General features: G+C 46.4%; 11 protein-coding genes. 3 read left to right on the forward strand and 8 right to left on the reverse strand.

Annotation, left to right across the window (positions count from 1 at the left end; all coding sequences use genetic code 11):
• Positions 1–29 precede the first annotated feature (29 nt).
• The 3 genes from MHH60_RS16190 to MHH60_RS16200 all read right to left on the reverse strand — a co-directional run bounded on the left by MHH60_RS16190 (position 30) and on the right by MHH60_RS16200 (position 2,743).
• Positions 30–686 (reverse strand): XTP/dITP diphosphatase, encoded by a 657-nt coding sequence (locus MHH60_RS16190; protein WP_076138160.1) that lies wholly within the window; start codon positions 684–686, stop codon positions 30–32.
• A 1-nt stretch (position 687) separates the two neighbouring features.
• Positions 688–1,446: a ribonuclease PH gene (gene rph, locus MHH60_RS16195; protein WP_036686952.1), complete on the reverse strand. Its 759-nt coding sequence runs from the start codon at positions 1,444–1,446 to the stop codon at positions 688–690.
• A gap of 163 nt (positions 1,447–1,609) precedes the next feature.
• The gene (locus MHH60_RS16200; protein WP_172628859.1) at positions 1,610–2,743 is read right to left on the reverse strand and encodes a GerMN domain-containing protein; all 1,134 of its coding nucleotides are present in this window, start codon (positions 2,741–2,743) and stop codon (positions 1,610–1,612) included.
• A 270-nt stretch (positions 2,744–3,013) separates the two neighbouring features.
• On the opposite strand from MHH60_RS16200, the gene MHH60_RS16205 reads away from it, so the two are divergent.
• Complete coding sequence (locus MHH60_RS16205; RefSeq protein ID WP_076138157.1) at positions 3,014–3,622, forward strand: phosphatidylglycerophosphatase A family protein; 609 nt, start codon at positions 3,014–3,016, stop codon at positions 3,620–3,622.
• A gap of 1,487 nt (positions 3,623–5,109) precedes the next feature.
• Here the strand turns inward: MHH60_RS16205 and MHH60_RS16210 are convergent.
• From MHH60_RS16210 to MHH60_RS16230, 5 genes are all read right to left on the reverse strand, one after another.
• Positions 5,110–6,159, reverse strand: a complete 1,050-nt coding sequence (locus MHH60_RS16210) for an MBL fold metallo-hydrolase (protein ID WP_341161147.1) — start codon at positions 6,157–6,159, stop codon at positions 5,110–5,112.
• A complete protein-coding gene (locus tag MHH60_RS16215; protein ID WP_076099469.1) occupies positions 6,159–6,893 on the reverse strand; it encodes a class I SAM-dependent methyltransferase in 735 nt (244 codons plus the stop codon). Before MHH60_RS16215 ends, MHH60_RS16210 begins: the two co-directional genes overlap by 1 nt.
• Before the next feature lie 151 nt (positions 6,894–7,044).
• Entirely contained in the window at positions 7,045–8,736 is a 1,692-nt protein-coding gene (locus tag MHH60_RS16220) for a glycoside hydrolase family 13 protein (protein WP_076138155.1), read from the reverse strand.
• A 71-nt stretch (positions 8,737–8,807) separates the two neighbouring features.
• Entirely contained in the window at positions 8,808–10,463 is a 1,656-nt protein-coding gene (locus MHH60_RS16225; RefSeq protein ID WP_038573084.1) for a response regulator, read from the reverse strand.
• Positions 10,464–12,284: a sensor histidine kinase gene (locus MHH60_RS16230; protein WP_076138154.1), complete on the reverse strand. Its 1,821-nt coding sequence runs from the start codon at positions 12,282–12,284 to the stop codon at positions 10,464–10,466.
• A 238-nt stretch (positions 12,285–12,522) separates the two neighbouring features.
• Between MHH60_RS16230 and MHH60_RS16235 the strand changes: the two genes are divergently transcribed.
• Both MHH60_RS16235 and MHH60_RS16240 read left to right on the forward strand, forming a co-directional pair.
• Positions 12,523–13,899, forward strand: a complete 1,377-nt coding sequence (locus MHH60_RS16235; RefSeq protein WP_076138152.1) for an ABC transporter substrate-binding protein — start codon at positions 12,523–12,525, stop codon at positions 13,897–13,899.
• Positions 13,900–14,106: 207 nt separating this feature from the next.
• Complete coding sequence (locus MHH60_RS16240) at positions 14,107–14,991, forward strand: carbohydrate ABC transporter permease (RefSeq protein WP_036679565.1); 885 nt, start codon at positions 14,107–14,109, stop codon at positions 14,989–14,991.
• The last annotated feature ends 3 nt before the right edge of the window (positions 14,992–14,994 follow it).

Consider the following 14,994-nt stretch of genomic DNA (forward strand, 5'->3'; position numbering starts at 1 on the left):
TTTGGACACCCCCACTTTTATATAAAACTCTATTCCTGCGACAGGCCGCCATCAGCTGCCAGTTTCTTCTCCAGCTTCGCCGTCAGCAGTCGCAGTGCAGTTCCTCGATGGCTAATCTGCTGCTTCTCTTCCAGCGTAAGCTCGGCCATAGTTTTTTCATGTTCCGACAGATAAAATAGCGGGTCGTAACCGAAACCGCCAGCACCTGATGGTTCTGAAGTAATCCAACCTTCGACCGCACCTTCTGCGGTTAGCTCCTGCTTGGAAACTGGATCGTACAGCGATAAAGTACAGACGAACCTAGCCGTGCTCAGCAAAGGCTGATCTGTGTCTTCCCCCTGTTTCAATCTCTCTAGCTCGCTAAGCAGCTTTAGGTTATTTTCCCCATCCGTAGCATCTTCACCTGCAAAGCGTGCAGAGTACACACCAGGTCTGCCATCCAAAGCATCTACACAAAGACCCGAATCATCAGCGAGTACCGGAATTCCAAGTGCGTCACCTACGGCTTTGGATTTTTTAAATGCATTCTCTGCAAAAGTAGCTCCGTCTTCTACCACATCGGGCAGATGCGGATAGTCATACATACTCTTAACTGTCAGGCCCAGCGGGGCAAAAGCGTGCTCGAATTCACGCACCTTCCCCTTATTCTTCGTAGCGACAATGAGAATATTGCCCGTGGAATTCATGTTACACCTCTTGGCCCGGCTGGCCGGAAGGGATTTTCAGAGCAATCGCTCCGAGCGCTTCTTTTTGTGCGGCAATCAGTTCATAAATCCCTTTCTCACCTAGACCCAACAAAAGATCCAGCTCTTGTCGCGAGAATGGTCTTTCTTCGCCAGTCCCTTGTACCTCAACAAAAGCACCGCCGCCGGTCATGACTACATTCATATCCACTTTGGCTTTGGAATCCTCTTCATAATTCAGATCGAGCAATGTTTTATCCCCTACAACACCTACACTAATTGCTCCCAAAAAGTCTGTTATAGGAAAAACAGCCAGCTTGTGCTGTAGTGCAATTTTATTAATAGCAAATGCCATGGCAACAAAAGCGCCTGTTATCGAAGCCGTCCGAGTTCCCCCATCCGCCTGAATCACATCACAATCCAGCGTAATACTGCGTTCACCTAACGCTTGTAAATTCACCACGGAGCGAAGCGCACGGCCGATCAGCCGTTGGATTTCCATTGTACGTCCAGTAAGTTTACCGCGTGCAGCTTCACGTTGATTACGGGACTGAGTGGCCCGAGGAAGCATCGAATATTCGGCAGTTACCCAGCCTTTTCCTTGTCCTTTAAGAAACGGAGGCACTTTTTCCTCTACAGTAGCCGTACAAATGACTTTGGTGTCTCCCATTTCAATGATTACGGAGCCCTCAGCATATTTATTCGTTTGGGTCGTTATTGTCAGCGGCCGTAATTGGTCGTCAGTTCGCCCGTTTGATCTCATCTTTTCTGCCTCCTACATCGTATAGCTAATAGTTTAGTGTGAGTCCCGTTTCCCTGTTGTTCATTGCGGCAGTTCACCGTTCGGGACGTTACGTCTTTTTGAGCAACTTTTATTCTACCAAAGAGGAGGCACAAAAGCATCTTTTAAACCTTAGAAGGTCATTCTATAACGGGAGCTCGTTCAAAAATTCAGGTGCAGATACAGGTTTGCTATAGTCTACATTGTCAGTGTCAGTAATCGATTGTTTGCCGTTCAAACGAATTTGAACCAGAGCATCTTCCGTATTTTGCGCAACAGTCAGAACAACCGATTCCAGCAATTCGGCAGGAACTTCCTTCCCATCTGCGAACATATCGTCAGTCAAGGATACAGTAACAACACCGTTTTGTCCGGCTTCAACCGAATCAAGTGATGTGCCCTGTGTCATAACCATTTCCAGACCGTCTCCGGATTCAGGTCCCGCAATCAGTTCATTGATAGCAGCAGTCAGCTGTTCTTGCCCTGCGGGTACAAAGCGCGTAACCGGAACATAATATTGGATACCGTCAGGAGATGTTGTGGAAAAATAAACAGTAACCGCACTAGAGTTCATTAAAGATGGACCTTGTTTTGGCAGGTTAATGCCCATTGTACGGGACAGCGGGCGATCCAGCGGAGTGCCTTGAAGCGGCATTTCCGTAAGCTTTTTACCATCTACCCAGAACTGTACACCTTTAATGTCATCTTGACCGGTCAGTGTCCAAGTGATCGCTTCAAGGATTTTGCGTTCATCCGCAGCATCGTAGTTGTTAAATTCCGAATTGAACTCAACAACTGCCAGATTCGACTTGTCTACCGTAATATTTTGCACTTCAGTTCCTGCTGGTAAAATACCTTGGAAGCCTTCTGGCAATGAGGACGCATATTCCCCCTTATTCACTAATGCCATTAAAGAGTTCTTAAGCGTGCTGGAATCTTTGCTTTTTGGCAGATTTAGCGACACTGGAGCGAGTAAGCCGTTTCCATCTTCCAAATATACGGTCGTCCGGTCACCGGAAGCCGGTGCTTTATCCGTTGCTTTAGCGGTTTTGGTGCTGTCCTTAACAGCAGTTTGTGCATCATCCTGAGCCACTGGACCAAATACACCTGAATCCAAAGTGTTATTTCCCTCTGTCTGTAGCATCTGTGCTTCAACCTCAGGTGGCGGAGCATCAATCGATGCTGATTCCGAACCGAACAAGCCGCAACCGGATAGTGCCAGTGGAACTGCGAGTAGGCAGACTGCGGAAATCCCGCGGATTTGTTGCATTGTTTTCATCATTTATTACCCCTTTCAAGGTTAGATAGCATTTGTACTGCTATGTATACGAGACCTTTGTCCAAAAAATAACAACTGCTTATCCTAAATTGTTGGAAAAGCCTGTGCGCTTTATTTTCAGGTTGGGTTGGATCTAGATTTTAATTCACATAGACTCCGCTTTCTGGACAAATACTTCTTCTAAACGTACAATCTGAGATAACACCCAGCGCTTAACATCATGCTAACGAACGTTGTAATGCAAAGACTTAACTTACGAGGTGACTAATCATGGCTGATGAACCAATCGCAAAAATACCTTACAGTCTGAACAGCAAGGCAGTCGCAGATGCGACCAAAGTGTGGTTGAATAAGCGTGGAGTGAACCTGCAGGAAATCGCAGAGCTCGTTATGTTTCTGCAAAAAAAATATTATCCAAATTTAACAATGGAAGAGTGTGTCCATAACGTTGAGATGGTACTCAGCAAACGGGAAGTGCAAAATGCAGTACTTACGGGCATTCAATTGGACATGCTCGCGGAGGAAGGGAAGTTGTTTCCGCCGCTTCAGGATATGATCGAAAATGATGAGGGATTGTACGGAGTGGATGAGATTCTGGCTTTCTCCATCGTAAATGTATACGGCAGCATTGGCTTCACCAACTATGGTTATGTGGACAAGCTTAAGCCAGGTGTTCTTGAACGGTTGAACGACAAAAACACCGGACAGATCCACACCTTCCTCGACGATATCGTCGGCGCGGTAGCCGCTGCAGCTAGTAGCCGAATCGCACACCGTAAGCAAGCGGAGCGTGAGATAGACCTCGAACTTCCGCATTCACCTGAGGATCGAGAAGAAGCCGCAAGGAAACTTGCAGAACATGAAAAACGACCGGAGTAACCGGTGTTTTGGGTACACTCTGAGAATTAAAAAGCGATTGTTTCGTAACCCTTGCGGGTTATGAGACAATCGCTTTTTTGAGGTTGGGTTGGGTTGGGTTGGGTTGGGTTGGGACCGTTTTAGGGAAAAACTCCCTAAAAAATACCAAAAATCGTTTAAAACCTAAGTTATTAGGGAATTCTTCCCTAATAACTCTACGAAAATCTTAATTTATAGCTACATTCGTAGAATATTAGGGAGAAATTCCCTAATATCCGCTCTACACTCTAACAAACCTCAAAAAACAGGGAGAAATTCCCCAATTAGTCAATACCAACACTTAGTTACTCGGCAAGATGTGTTTCTACCCACGAATAGCGGCATCTGAGTCCGAATGACCTGTGTAACGCACGAGTAAAGTAATCAAATCTGTGTCCGAATGACCAGTGTGACGCATGAGTAAAGTAATCAAATGGTAGTTTGGTAATGCGATCGGACTCAGGTGACACTATACTCACATATCCCCCTTGATTTAGTCACTTTCGGACTCCAGAGTCGCTATTGACTCAAAAATGACCAATAACAACCCTCTGCACTAGCAATAACGCCTCTACGGTCCGATACTCACCTCAAAAGTCTCAAAATCCACGAATAGCGGCTTCTGAGTCCGAATGACCTGCGTAACGCATAAGCATAGTAATCAAATGTTAGTCCAAATGATCAGCATGACGCATAAGCATAGTAATCAAATGTTAGTCCTAATGATCAGCATGACGCTTGAGTATAGTAATCAAATCTGAGTTCGAATGATCAGCATGACGCATGAGTAAAGTAACCAAATGTTAGTTTGCTTATGCGATCGGACTCAGGTGACCCTATTTCCATAAAACACCCTTGATTTAGTCAATTTCGGACTCCAGAGTCGCTATTCACTCAAAAATGACCAATAACTACCCTCTGCCCTAGCAATAACGCCTCTCCGGTCCGATACTCACCGCAAAAGTCCCAAAATCCACGAATAGCGGCTTCTGAGTCCGAATGACCTGCGTAACGCATAAGCAAAGTAATCAAATCTGAGTCCGAATGACCAGTGTGACGCACGAGTAAAGTAATCAAATGTTAGTCCAAATGATCAGCATGACGCATGAGTATAGTAATCAAATGTTAGTCCGAATGACCTGCGTAACGCATAAGTAAAGTAATCAAATGTTAGTCCAAATGATCAGCCTAACGCATGAGTATGTAATCAAAGGTTAGTTGGGTATGCGATCGGACTAAGGAGCTCAATATTCATATAAATAACACCGAATTATACTCTCTACTTAGTCACTAAAACCAAAGTCCAAAAAAGAGCAGTCCCAATAACACCGGACTGCTCTGTACCTCTACTCGATCATAACATTCATATCTCAATTCATTTCATCACTCATCATTCATCACTCATCATTCATTTCATCATTCATCATTCATCATTCATCACTCATTACTCTTCGAGCCCGCTAGAAACTCTAACTAACATGGTCTCCAGCACTTTCAGATGCTGCAAACAAGATAGCACCATCCGCCTCTATCATCACTGCCCGCTCCCGGCGCATCAGCTCCGCCAGATGCGCCAGTGTCTCACTCATCGCAAAGCGCATCTGGTGAACGGTGGTTACCCGGCTGCGAAACAGAATTTCGCAGACGGCGAAGCCGCTCAGCGGGCCGTTTGCGAGCAAGGCTGCCGCGGCATCCAGCCGCTCCTCATGATGAGCGAGCAGGCTGCTGACCCGATGCGCGAAGCCCGTGAACGGTTCCCGATGACCCGGGAACGCCATGCTGACCGGGTAGCTCCCCAGCTCCCGCAGCCCCTGAAGAAACGTCTGCAGCGGCTGTGGATCGCTGCCTGGAAGCAAGCTGACATTAGGCGAAATCTGCGGCAGCACAGCATCACCGCAGATCATTTGCCCGCTGCCCGCATGATACAAGCTCACATGTCCCGGTGCATGTCCGCCAGTTACAATCAATTGCCATTCACGGCCACCCATCCTGAAAGGCTCTACCTCATTCAGATAAGTTACAACCGGCTGTGGCTCTACTTGAGCGTCAAAGCTCTCCAAATGCGCTTTAATTCCACTCGACCATTCTTCCGACATTCCGTGTCTGATGAAATATAACGGCAAAACTTCATTGATATCCGTGTCACTGCCCCACATCAACATCGCTTCGGCATGAGCACGTTCAGTCATCCATACCTTACATCCGGTCTGCAACTGCAACCATCCCGCCAATCCATAATGATCGGGATGATGATGCGTTACGACGATATCCCGCACGTCCTTCCACGACAATCCCAGCTCCTGCAGGATCGCCTGCCAGCATTTTTCTGTCTCCGGGCTACGCGGACCGGGATCGATAATAGTAATTCTGCCATCCTCATCGGGCAGAATATAGCTGTTCACTTGACGAAGCGGCGAGTCCATGGGCACCGAGACCTGAAGAATGTTCTCGTCCCATGAAGTGATATCCGCCTTAGACATGGTGCGATCACCGCCTTTGAATCTTTTTCCTGATACCATTACGATCGAATTCCACTAAAAATCATCCGCGTGGAGCTTTCTGCATTATAAACCTCATCTTCATAGCTGCCATGCACAGCTTCGAGCTGTAAACCCGCTTCCTCGATCATCCCGCTGAATTTCTCCAAGGAATACAGCTTCACACGTTCATGATATTGACGAGGTGTAGAATCATTTTTGGAGGTTAAAATGATGTCCTTCTTCACATACCCATCCTCGATCCGCCGCGACTCATCAATCAGATTTTTTCCATCCTCGCGGGTAGAATGCGGCACCAGATGACGAATCACATACGCAGGATTCAGATAATCAATAACAAACTTGCCACCCGGCTTCAACATCCGATAGATTTCACGTAAAACCTTTACCTGCTCCTCATCCTCTTCAAAATAACCAAAGGAAGTGAATAGATTAACCACAGCATCGAAACCTCCTGTCAACGGTAGGTCCCGCATGTCAGAACGCAGCCAAGTTACCTGCTCCGCTCCTGTTTGAGATCTTGCCTCACGCAGCAATACCTCTGATAAATCCACTCCAGTTACCTCGTACCCTGCTTCCGCAAGCGCCAGTGAATGACGTCCCATCCCACAACATAAATCCAGCACTTTGGAGCCTGGCGGTAGTCCCAGCCACGAGATCATTCGTTCAACTTCTTTACGAGCTCCACCAAAGTCTCGATGTTTGTATACGACCAGATAATCCTCTCCGAAGCTCTTTTCATACCATTCAGTCATGTTGTCTCTCCTCCCACAGGCGTCTTCCTGTAACTCCACTCTATGTATGTTAATGTATCGCCATTGTACAGTCTTTTACTCACAAACTCAAAGAAGAGTTGTCACAGTGAGCGCTCAGCCCCTTCATGACAACTCATTCCTGTAGCTTCCTTTACACAAGCTGCTGCAAATATACTCGTGCTTCATAAGGACGAAGTTTAAGCGGTTGAATCTGCTCATCCTTTTCCACGGAATAATTAGAAATCAACAGCTCTATATTGTCTGGTTGGAACTCCGCTGGCCATTCGAATACAGGCTCTCCATCATAAAAATTCAGAATAACCAGCAGCCGCTGATCTTCTAATGTCCGGGTATACGCATATATCTCTGTATGCTCTGCGAGCAGCAGCTCGTAGGCTCCATAAACGATGACTTTGTGTTTTTTTCTCAGGGCAATCAGCTGTTTATAGTAGTTGTAAATGGAATCGGGATCTTTAATCGCGTTGCCAGCGTTGATCTCCATATAGTTGGAATTTACTTCAATCCAAGGAGTCCCCGTCGTAAAACCACCTGCGTGACCATCGTCCCACTGCATCGGGGTGCGGGCATTATCCCGGCTTTTATGATGAATGGCAGACATAATCTGCTCTTCTGGAACGCCGTTTTTTCGCTTTTCTTCATAATAATTAAGCGTCTCTACATCCCGGTACTCATCAATGGATTCGAAACAGACATTCGTCATTCCAATTTCTTCACCTTGATAAATATAAGGTGTGCCTTCCAGCATGTGAATGAAGGTCGCCAGCATTTTAGCCGAAGGAATCCGGTAAAAAAGGTCGTTCCCAAACCGGGACACTGCGCGCGGCTGGTCATGGTTGCAGAGATAATTCGCATTCCAGCCTTTGTCATGCAGAACTGTCTGCCAATTACTCATAATCTTTTTCAGCTCCAGTAGACTCCATGGGACGACATCCCATTTTCCACTACCGGCCGAAGCGGCATCCAGAAACATATGCTCAAACTGAAAAGTCATATTCAGCTCCCGGCGACCATCACCTACATAATCTAGCGCCTGCTCCGGTCCAAGTCCCGATGTCTCTCCTACCGTCATAATATCGTAGAAATAAAGCACTTTATCATATAAATTCTGTAGCAAGGTATGCACATCTGCCAGATTGGAGAACATTCCATAAGCCCTTACGGTAGGTGTTCCACCTGGATTATCCGCATCTGGATAACCTTTTGTCTTCACAATATGTGCAATGGCATCAAAGCGAAATCCGTCCACACCCTTCTTCAGCCACCATTCCACCATCTCATGCAGCTTATCAATGACTACCGGATTCTCCCAGTTCAGATCAGGCTGATATTTGGAATAGAGGTGAAGGTAATATTCATCGGTCCGCGAATCAAGCTCCCACACCGAGCCACTGAAATAAGACTCCCAGTTATTCGGGGGACCTCCATTTTTTCCTTTTCGCCAAATATAGTAATCCCGTTTCGGATTATCCTTCGACGATCTGGATTCAACAAACCAAGGGTGCTCATGTGACGTATGGTTCAGAACCAAGTCCATCATCAGCTTCATCCCACGTGCGTGCATCTCCCTCAGCAAATGGTCAAAATCATCCATCGTGCCAAATTCCTTCATAATGTCACAGTAATCACTGATATCATAACCGTTATCATGGTTTGGTGATTTATAAATAGGGCAGACCCAAATCACGTCTACACCTAAATCCTGCAGATAATCCAGTCTGGATATGATTCCTTGCAAGTCTCCAATCCCATCTCCGTTACTATCCATGAAGCTAATCGGATAAATTTGGTACACGACACTCTCTTTCCACCATTTCGGGTTCATTTCTCGGTTACCTCCTATTTAGCTATATGTAGAGTTTAACCACACAAAGCCTAGTAGATAACAATTTGCTCCTACTTCCCTAGTCCCTTTTGATATTGAGAAGGTGTAAGTCCGGTCCATTTCTTAAAAGTAGCACTGAAGTGGCGTTCTTCCCCGTAGCCTACTAACTTTGCAACAGCGTACATTTTTAAGTTTTGGCGGAGCAGCTTTTTTGCCTCTTCTACCCGGTATTGATGCAAGTAATCGAGAAAATTCACACCCAGCTCCTGGCGGAACAGTGAACTTAAATAAGTATTAGATACGTAAGCTTCCTTCGCAACATACTCCAGAGACAGATTGGTATTATATTTGTTACGGATGATCTCAAGCGCTGTAACTACTGTTCGATGCAGAGGGCGATGTTTAGAAAAAGCCTCCACCACATTCTGCATGATCTTATTCAGGATCGTAGACAATTCTTCCAGCGTCTCGATCTGTGGTGCCTGCTCCATCCAATTGACCAAATGCTGCTTCCATTCGAATCCAGCTACTTGTTTTTCCTGCGCAAGCCTCTTAAGGCGAACGACAAAAGCTGTTGCCCGAATATTCACCTCCTGCTTGAGGCATCCGGGGTTTCCGCGAAAACGTTCCAGCCATTGCTCCAGCAGATCGAGGGCAAGCTCATTACTTCCTGCACCGACTGCCACAAGCATCTCATCCTCCAGCACATTTAATTCAGGATCATCTAAAATCCCGATCTCCTGTGCGCCACCCCCAATAACTCCCGAGCCTTCTGTATAAAAATAAACGCCGCCTTTCCCGTTCAGAAAGCGGGATTCCATGGCCTGAAGCGCTTCTTTATAAGACAGGTGAGCTTCCGAAATATCCGCACGACACGAGCCTACAGCAATACTGATTGACAGCTTGAGGTATTTCTCCAGATTGCTTTGCAGCATCCCGATCTGCTCTTTTAAATAGATGGGGGTTCGGTAAGACTTGCGGGAATCCGTTCCAGCTAAACCACTGCCGATCCAGAGCAGGAGATTGCCATCATGGAAGGTCTCGATTTTTCCTTTATAGATAGGAGACAAGGTCTCACTAATAATATTTAGGGCTGCGTAACGTAAAAGTACAAAATCCTGTCCAGACCCACCAGCAGAGGGAGGATCAAAATCAAAGCTGACCAGCCCAATCTGCGGACCTTCGTGGCTAATAGCCATAGCTAACTCACCGATCAGCTCCTGCCGCCGCTCCAGCGGAACCGGAGGATGATGAATCCATTGGGACAGCACTTGGCTTTTGACAAGCGGTGCATTTTTATGCCAGGAACGATCTCTTTTTAGCTGCTCATTCTCCTGACAACGCTGCCTTTCAATTAGCTCCTTAGCCTTGAGTACCGTCTTCAGAATTTCCTCCGGCCGGCACGGCTTCAGCACATAATCGACAACCCCCAGCGCAATCGCTTGTTTCGCATAAGAGAACTCATTGTATCCAGATAAAATAATCGAGCGAAAGTCGTAACCGCGACGCCGTCCCGCTTCGATTAGCTCCAGACCATTCATCTGCGGCATGCGGATATCCGTTAACAATAAATCCGGCTGTTCAGACTCCATCAGAGCCAGCGCTTCACTTCCGTTCCCCGCCTCGCCCATTACCTCAATCTGATGCGAATTCCAGTCAATCATATTGACGATACCCTCACGGATGGTGTCTTCGTCTTCAGCAATCAGCAGCTTCAGCTTCATCATTTAGGGACCCTCCACAGTGATTTGAATGATAATACGTGTGCCTGCTCCTTCTACACTCTCTACTTGCAATGAGGCTCCGGCAAAAAACAAAGCTAAACGTTCCTGTACATTCGAGAGTGCAAACCCCGAACGTCCAGCATTCTCCTCTTCCTCCGAAATAAAGCTTCCTCTCGCTAAACGCTGATGTAGCTCCTGAAGTCTTTCCAGCGTGATTCCCACCCCGTTATCTTGAACTTCGAGCACAATAGTTCTATCTTTACGGAAGGCGCGAATCGAGATGAGTCCACTTCCAGCCAGTGGCTCGATCCCATGAATCACTGCATTTTCCGCCAGTGGCTGGAGCAGCAGCTTCGGAACTGTGAAATCCTTGATACTCTCATCCAAGGCAATTTCGAACTCAAAACGTTCTCTAAACCGATTTTTTTGCAGGAACAAATAATTCGTCACAAGCTCTACTTCCTGTTCCAATGTAAACGTATCCCGCCCATCATTTAAGCTCAGCCGGAATACTTGAGAAAGCGAATAGACCATATCGGCTATTTCTTTGTCGCCCTTTTTCTCAGCTTCCCAACAAATCGTATTCAGCGTGTTATATAAAAAGTGCGGCCTAATCTGTGCCTGAAGCGTTTTCAATTCTGCTTCCTGCTGCTTCAGTTTGGAGGCATATACATCATTGATGAGCGATTTGATCCGCTGCACCATTAGATTATAACCATGGCCCAAAAGACCAATCTCATCATTTCCTTCAAAAAATACGCGCTGCGTGAAATCCCCTGTCTGGAATCTGCGCATGGAGCGGGAAAGCTTTTTCAGCGGTTTCGTTATTGAGGCGGCGGCGAGCCAGGTAACCATTAAGCTAACTGCTAAGCACAGAAAAGCGATCGTCACCGTGACCTGTGAAATCTGTCCCAGCTCTTTGACAAGCTGCCGTTTGGAATGCACCACCACTACATACCAACCCGTCGTTTCTGACTGCAGATGCGAGACAATCCATTGTTTGTGATCCGCTGTAGACTCCAATCTCTCCTCTAGGCTCAACTTAGGATCGCTGTCCGCAAAATACGGAAGATCAAGATCCCTTTTACCGATCCAGCTCCGGTTAGAAGCCGTAATGATGAGCCCGTCTCGATCAACCACAAACATATCTACATCATCTTCAGAGTTGTCTAGATATTGGCTTCCAATCTTACCAGCATCGACCCCGATCACCGCTAGCCCTGCCGGTTTTAAAGTATATACATTCTTGATAATTCTGGAAAGTACAATCTTATGATAATGATCACCAACAAATATGCCATCCGTGGGTCTGGACAATCCAAAGGTTGGACTGCCTGCGGCTTCAACGGCTTCCTTATAGTACGAGGTTCGGACAAAGTTAGAGAACTTCATGCCAGTCGTCAATCCGGCTTGATTCGCAGCAAAAGGCTCCGCCCCATTATTCTGGTCTTCCAAAGCGTATAGAATCAGGGATTGAATCGAGTTGCCAGCGACCATCAGGTTGGTGACCGTTTTAAATACGGAATTACGTTCTTTTTGTGCTTCTGACGACACTAAAAGCCGCTGCACACTTTCATCCAGAAAGAGTGTATTGGAAAAAGAAATCATTCCCCTCACCATCTCATCAATCTGCTCTGCTGTTTTTCGGGTCAGGTGATCCTGTGACTGTTTCATTTTCTCAACCACCTGCTGCGAAGAGATCTGATAGGAGTTCCACCCCATAGCGAATATAGTCACGAGAAGCAGCGGCACAAACCATAATAACAGCTTAAACTGGAGCGGAAGATGGCGATAACGGCTTAATAAGCGGATGTTTCGATTCATGAGAACCACCTTCATGTATAATCAATAAATGTGTAAACCAAGTATAACTGAAATCATTAAACCCTGAACCAGCTTTTTACAATCACTGAAAAATGCCTACATAGTTCTTAAATATGGACCATGTTTCTATCGGTCATAAACTCTTAAGATGGGGATGCAAGAAGAAACGACATTGTCGTCCTCGTTTGATGACAGCCGTTCTCGTGGAAATATATCTCATAAAAAAGGTGGGTTTTTGATGAAAGGTAAAGGAATAAAGCTAGCACTTATGAGTCTAATGCTACCAGCTCTGCTGGCAGGCTGCGGTGGTGGAAATAACAATGCGAAAGCTACCAATGCACCTACAAATGACAAGGCCGAAGCTACTGCCGAAGCAACAGCTAGTGCCGGGGAAAACACACCCGCCGAAAAAATTACACTGAAGTTCTTCACCGCGCTCGCGGATCGGGCAAATGGTTCAGGTAAGGTAGAGCAAGACATTATCGATGCTTACATGAAAGAGAACCCTAACGTCAAGATTGAAGTGGAAGCGCTTCAAGATGAGCCTTACAAATCAAAAATCAAAGTGTATGCCTCCAGCAATCAGCTGCCTGATATCATTCAAGCCTGGGGTCAGCCCTCCTTCCTGAGTCCGCTGCTGGATAACGATCTGCTGCTTGAACTGAACAGCGCTGACTTCGAAGGTAATCAGTTTGTGTCCGGATCCATGGACGGCTTCAGTAAAGACAGTAAGCTTTACGGTTTGCCGCGTGGTGCCGACTACATGGTCATGTACTATAACAAAAAAATATTCGCTGACAACGGCATCGAGGTTCCAAAAACCACAGATGATTTGCTTGCCGCCGTCAAAACACTTCGTGCCAAGAAAATTAACCCGATCGCTATGAATGGTATGGACGCTTGGACACTGCCTATCTGGTATGAATTTGTAGCCCAACGTCAGACTGGCGATTTCAATACAATGGATGAAGCTGTTGCACGTAAAATATCCTTTACAGATCCTAGTCTCGTTGCAGCTGCAACTGAAATGCAGCAATTCGCCGATGCTAAAGGTTTTGCCGATGGCTGGCTGACTGCCGATTACGGTGCTGCACGCAACTTGTTCGGACAAGGGCAAGCTGCCATGTTCTTTATGGGCGCTTGGGAGTCGGGTCTGGCAACAGACGAGAACTTCTCTGAAGAATTCCGCAATAACGTAGGTGCTTTCGCTTTCCCAGCTTCAGCTAAAGGTAAAGCAACCGATGATGCCGCTTGGTATGGTGGTGGATATGCAGTCAGCAAAAACTCCAAACATGCTGAAGCCGCTGTTGATTTCTTGAAATATTTCTTCGCTCCAGAGCATTGGTCTAAAATGCTATGGCAAGCTGGCGCGGGTACACCTGCGCAGCAATTCGATCAATTCCTAACGGGTAACGAAACCCAGCTGCAAAAAGAATTGATTGAAGTATTCAGCTCCATGACCTCTTCCAGCGGTACTCCACTGCAGGATGTGGGTGACGATGAGTTCAAGCAAAAGGTAATGGAGGCGCATCAAAGCCTGCTTTCTGATGCAATTACCCCTGAAGAATTCGCCAAAGCACTGGATGCTGCATCCGATAAATTCGCTGGTAAATAAACCAGAGAACTACAAAAAACATGAACCTTAGCGCTCCTGAAGTAACCTAATAGATGGCAGTGCGCAAACCCCGGCTTCCCCCAGAGGCCGGGGTTTTGTTTTCGAAAAAATGTATACACCGATCTGAAATTTACGGCATGTTCCGGTGCCTGGCTTCCCGTTACGATGGTAATAGATAGATTACTCTTTAAAAGGACGGAGATTTCCATGCACAGAGTGTTAAGCGACAAAAAAGCGATATTCTTACTCATCGCACCTGGACTGTTCCTATTTGCTTTTATGATCTGCATCCCTATCTTCATGAGCGCTTATTACGGTTCTACGGATTGGGGCGGAATCGGCAAATACAATTTCATCGGCTTTGATAACTACCGTGAAATTCTATTTCATGACAAAGTGTTCTGGAGATCGCTAGTCAATGCCCTGCTCCTGACCGCCGCCACTGTATTTTTACAACATCCCTTTGCCATTCTCATGGGGATATTCCTAACCAATTCCGGCAAATACGAAAAAATATTCCGGACGATCTTTTTTATCCCCGCTGTAATTTCTGTCGTCGTTACAGCCAAGCTGTGGACCGGAATTTTCCATCCGAACTACGGACTGCTCAACAAGCTGCTGAGCGGAGTTGGATTGGACGCACTAACGCATGATTGGCTCGGTGATCCAAAGACGGCCATCTGGTGCATCATCATTGTTGTTATGTGGCAAGGCTTTGGGTATGCACTGCTGCTGTATTATTCAGGTCTGCAAGGCATTCCGGAAGATTTAAGCGAAGCCGCAAGAATCGATGGCGCCAACAACTTTACCCTCTACACGCGTATCATCATTCCGCTGCTTTCGCCGATGATGCGGGTTGCCATCATCATCGCTGTCACCACCTGTCTTAAGCAAATGGAAACCGTATTCTTAATGACCAACGGTGGCCCTGCAAATAGCACACAGTTCCTAGGGAACTATCTGTACAAAACCGCCTTCTCATCATCGCTATACGGCTATGGTAATGCCATTTCGATTCTGTTTATTGTGTTCTGCCTGATCCTAACCGTTATCCTCAACAAGATTTTAAAGAAAGATATCGGAGAATTTTAAAGA

The sequence above is a fragment of the Paenibacillus sp. FSL H7-0716 genome, assembly GCF_038002705.1.
Taxonomy (GTDB): Bacteria; Bacillota; Bacilli; order Paenibacillales; family Paenibacillaceae; genus Paenibacillus_AQ; species Paenibacillus_AQ odorifer.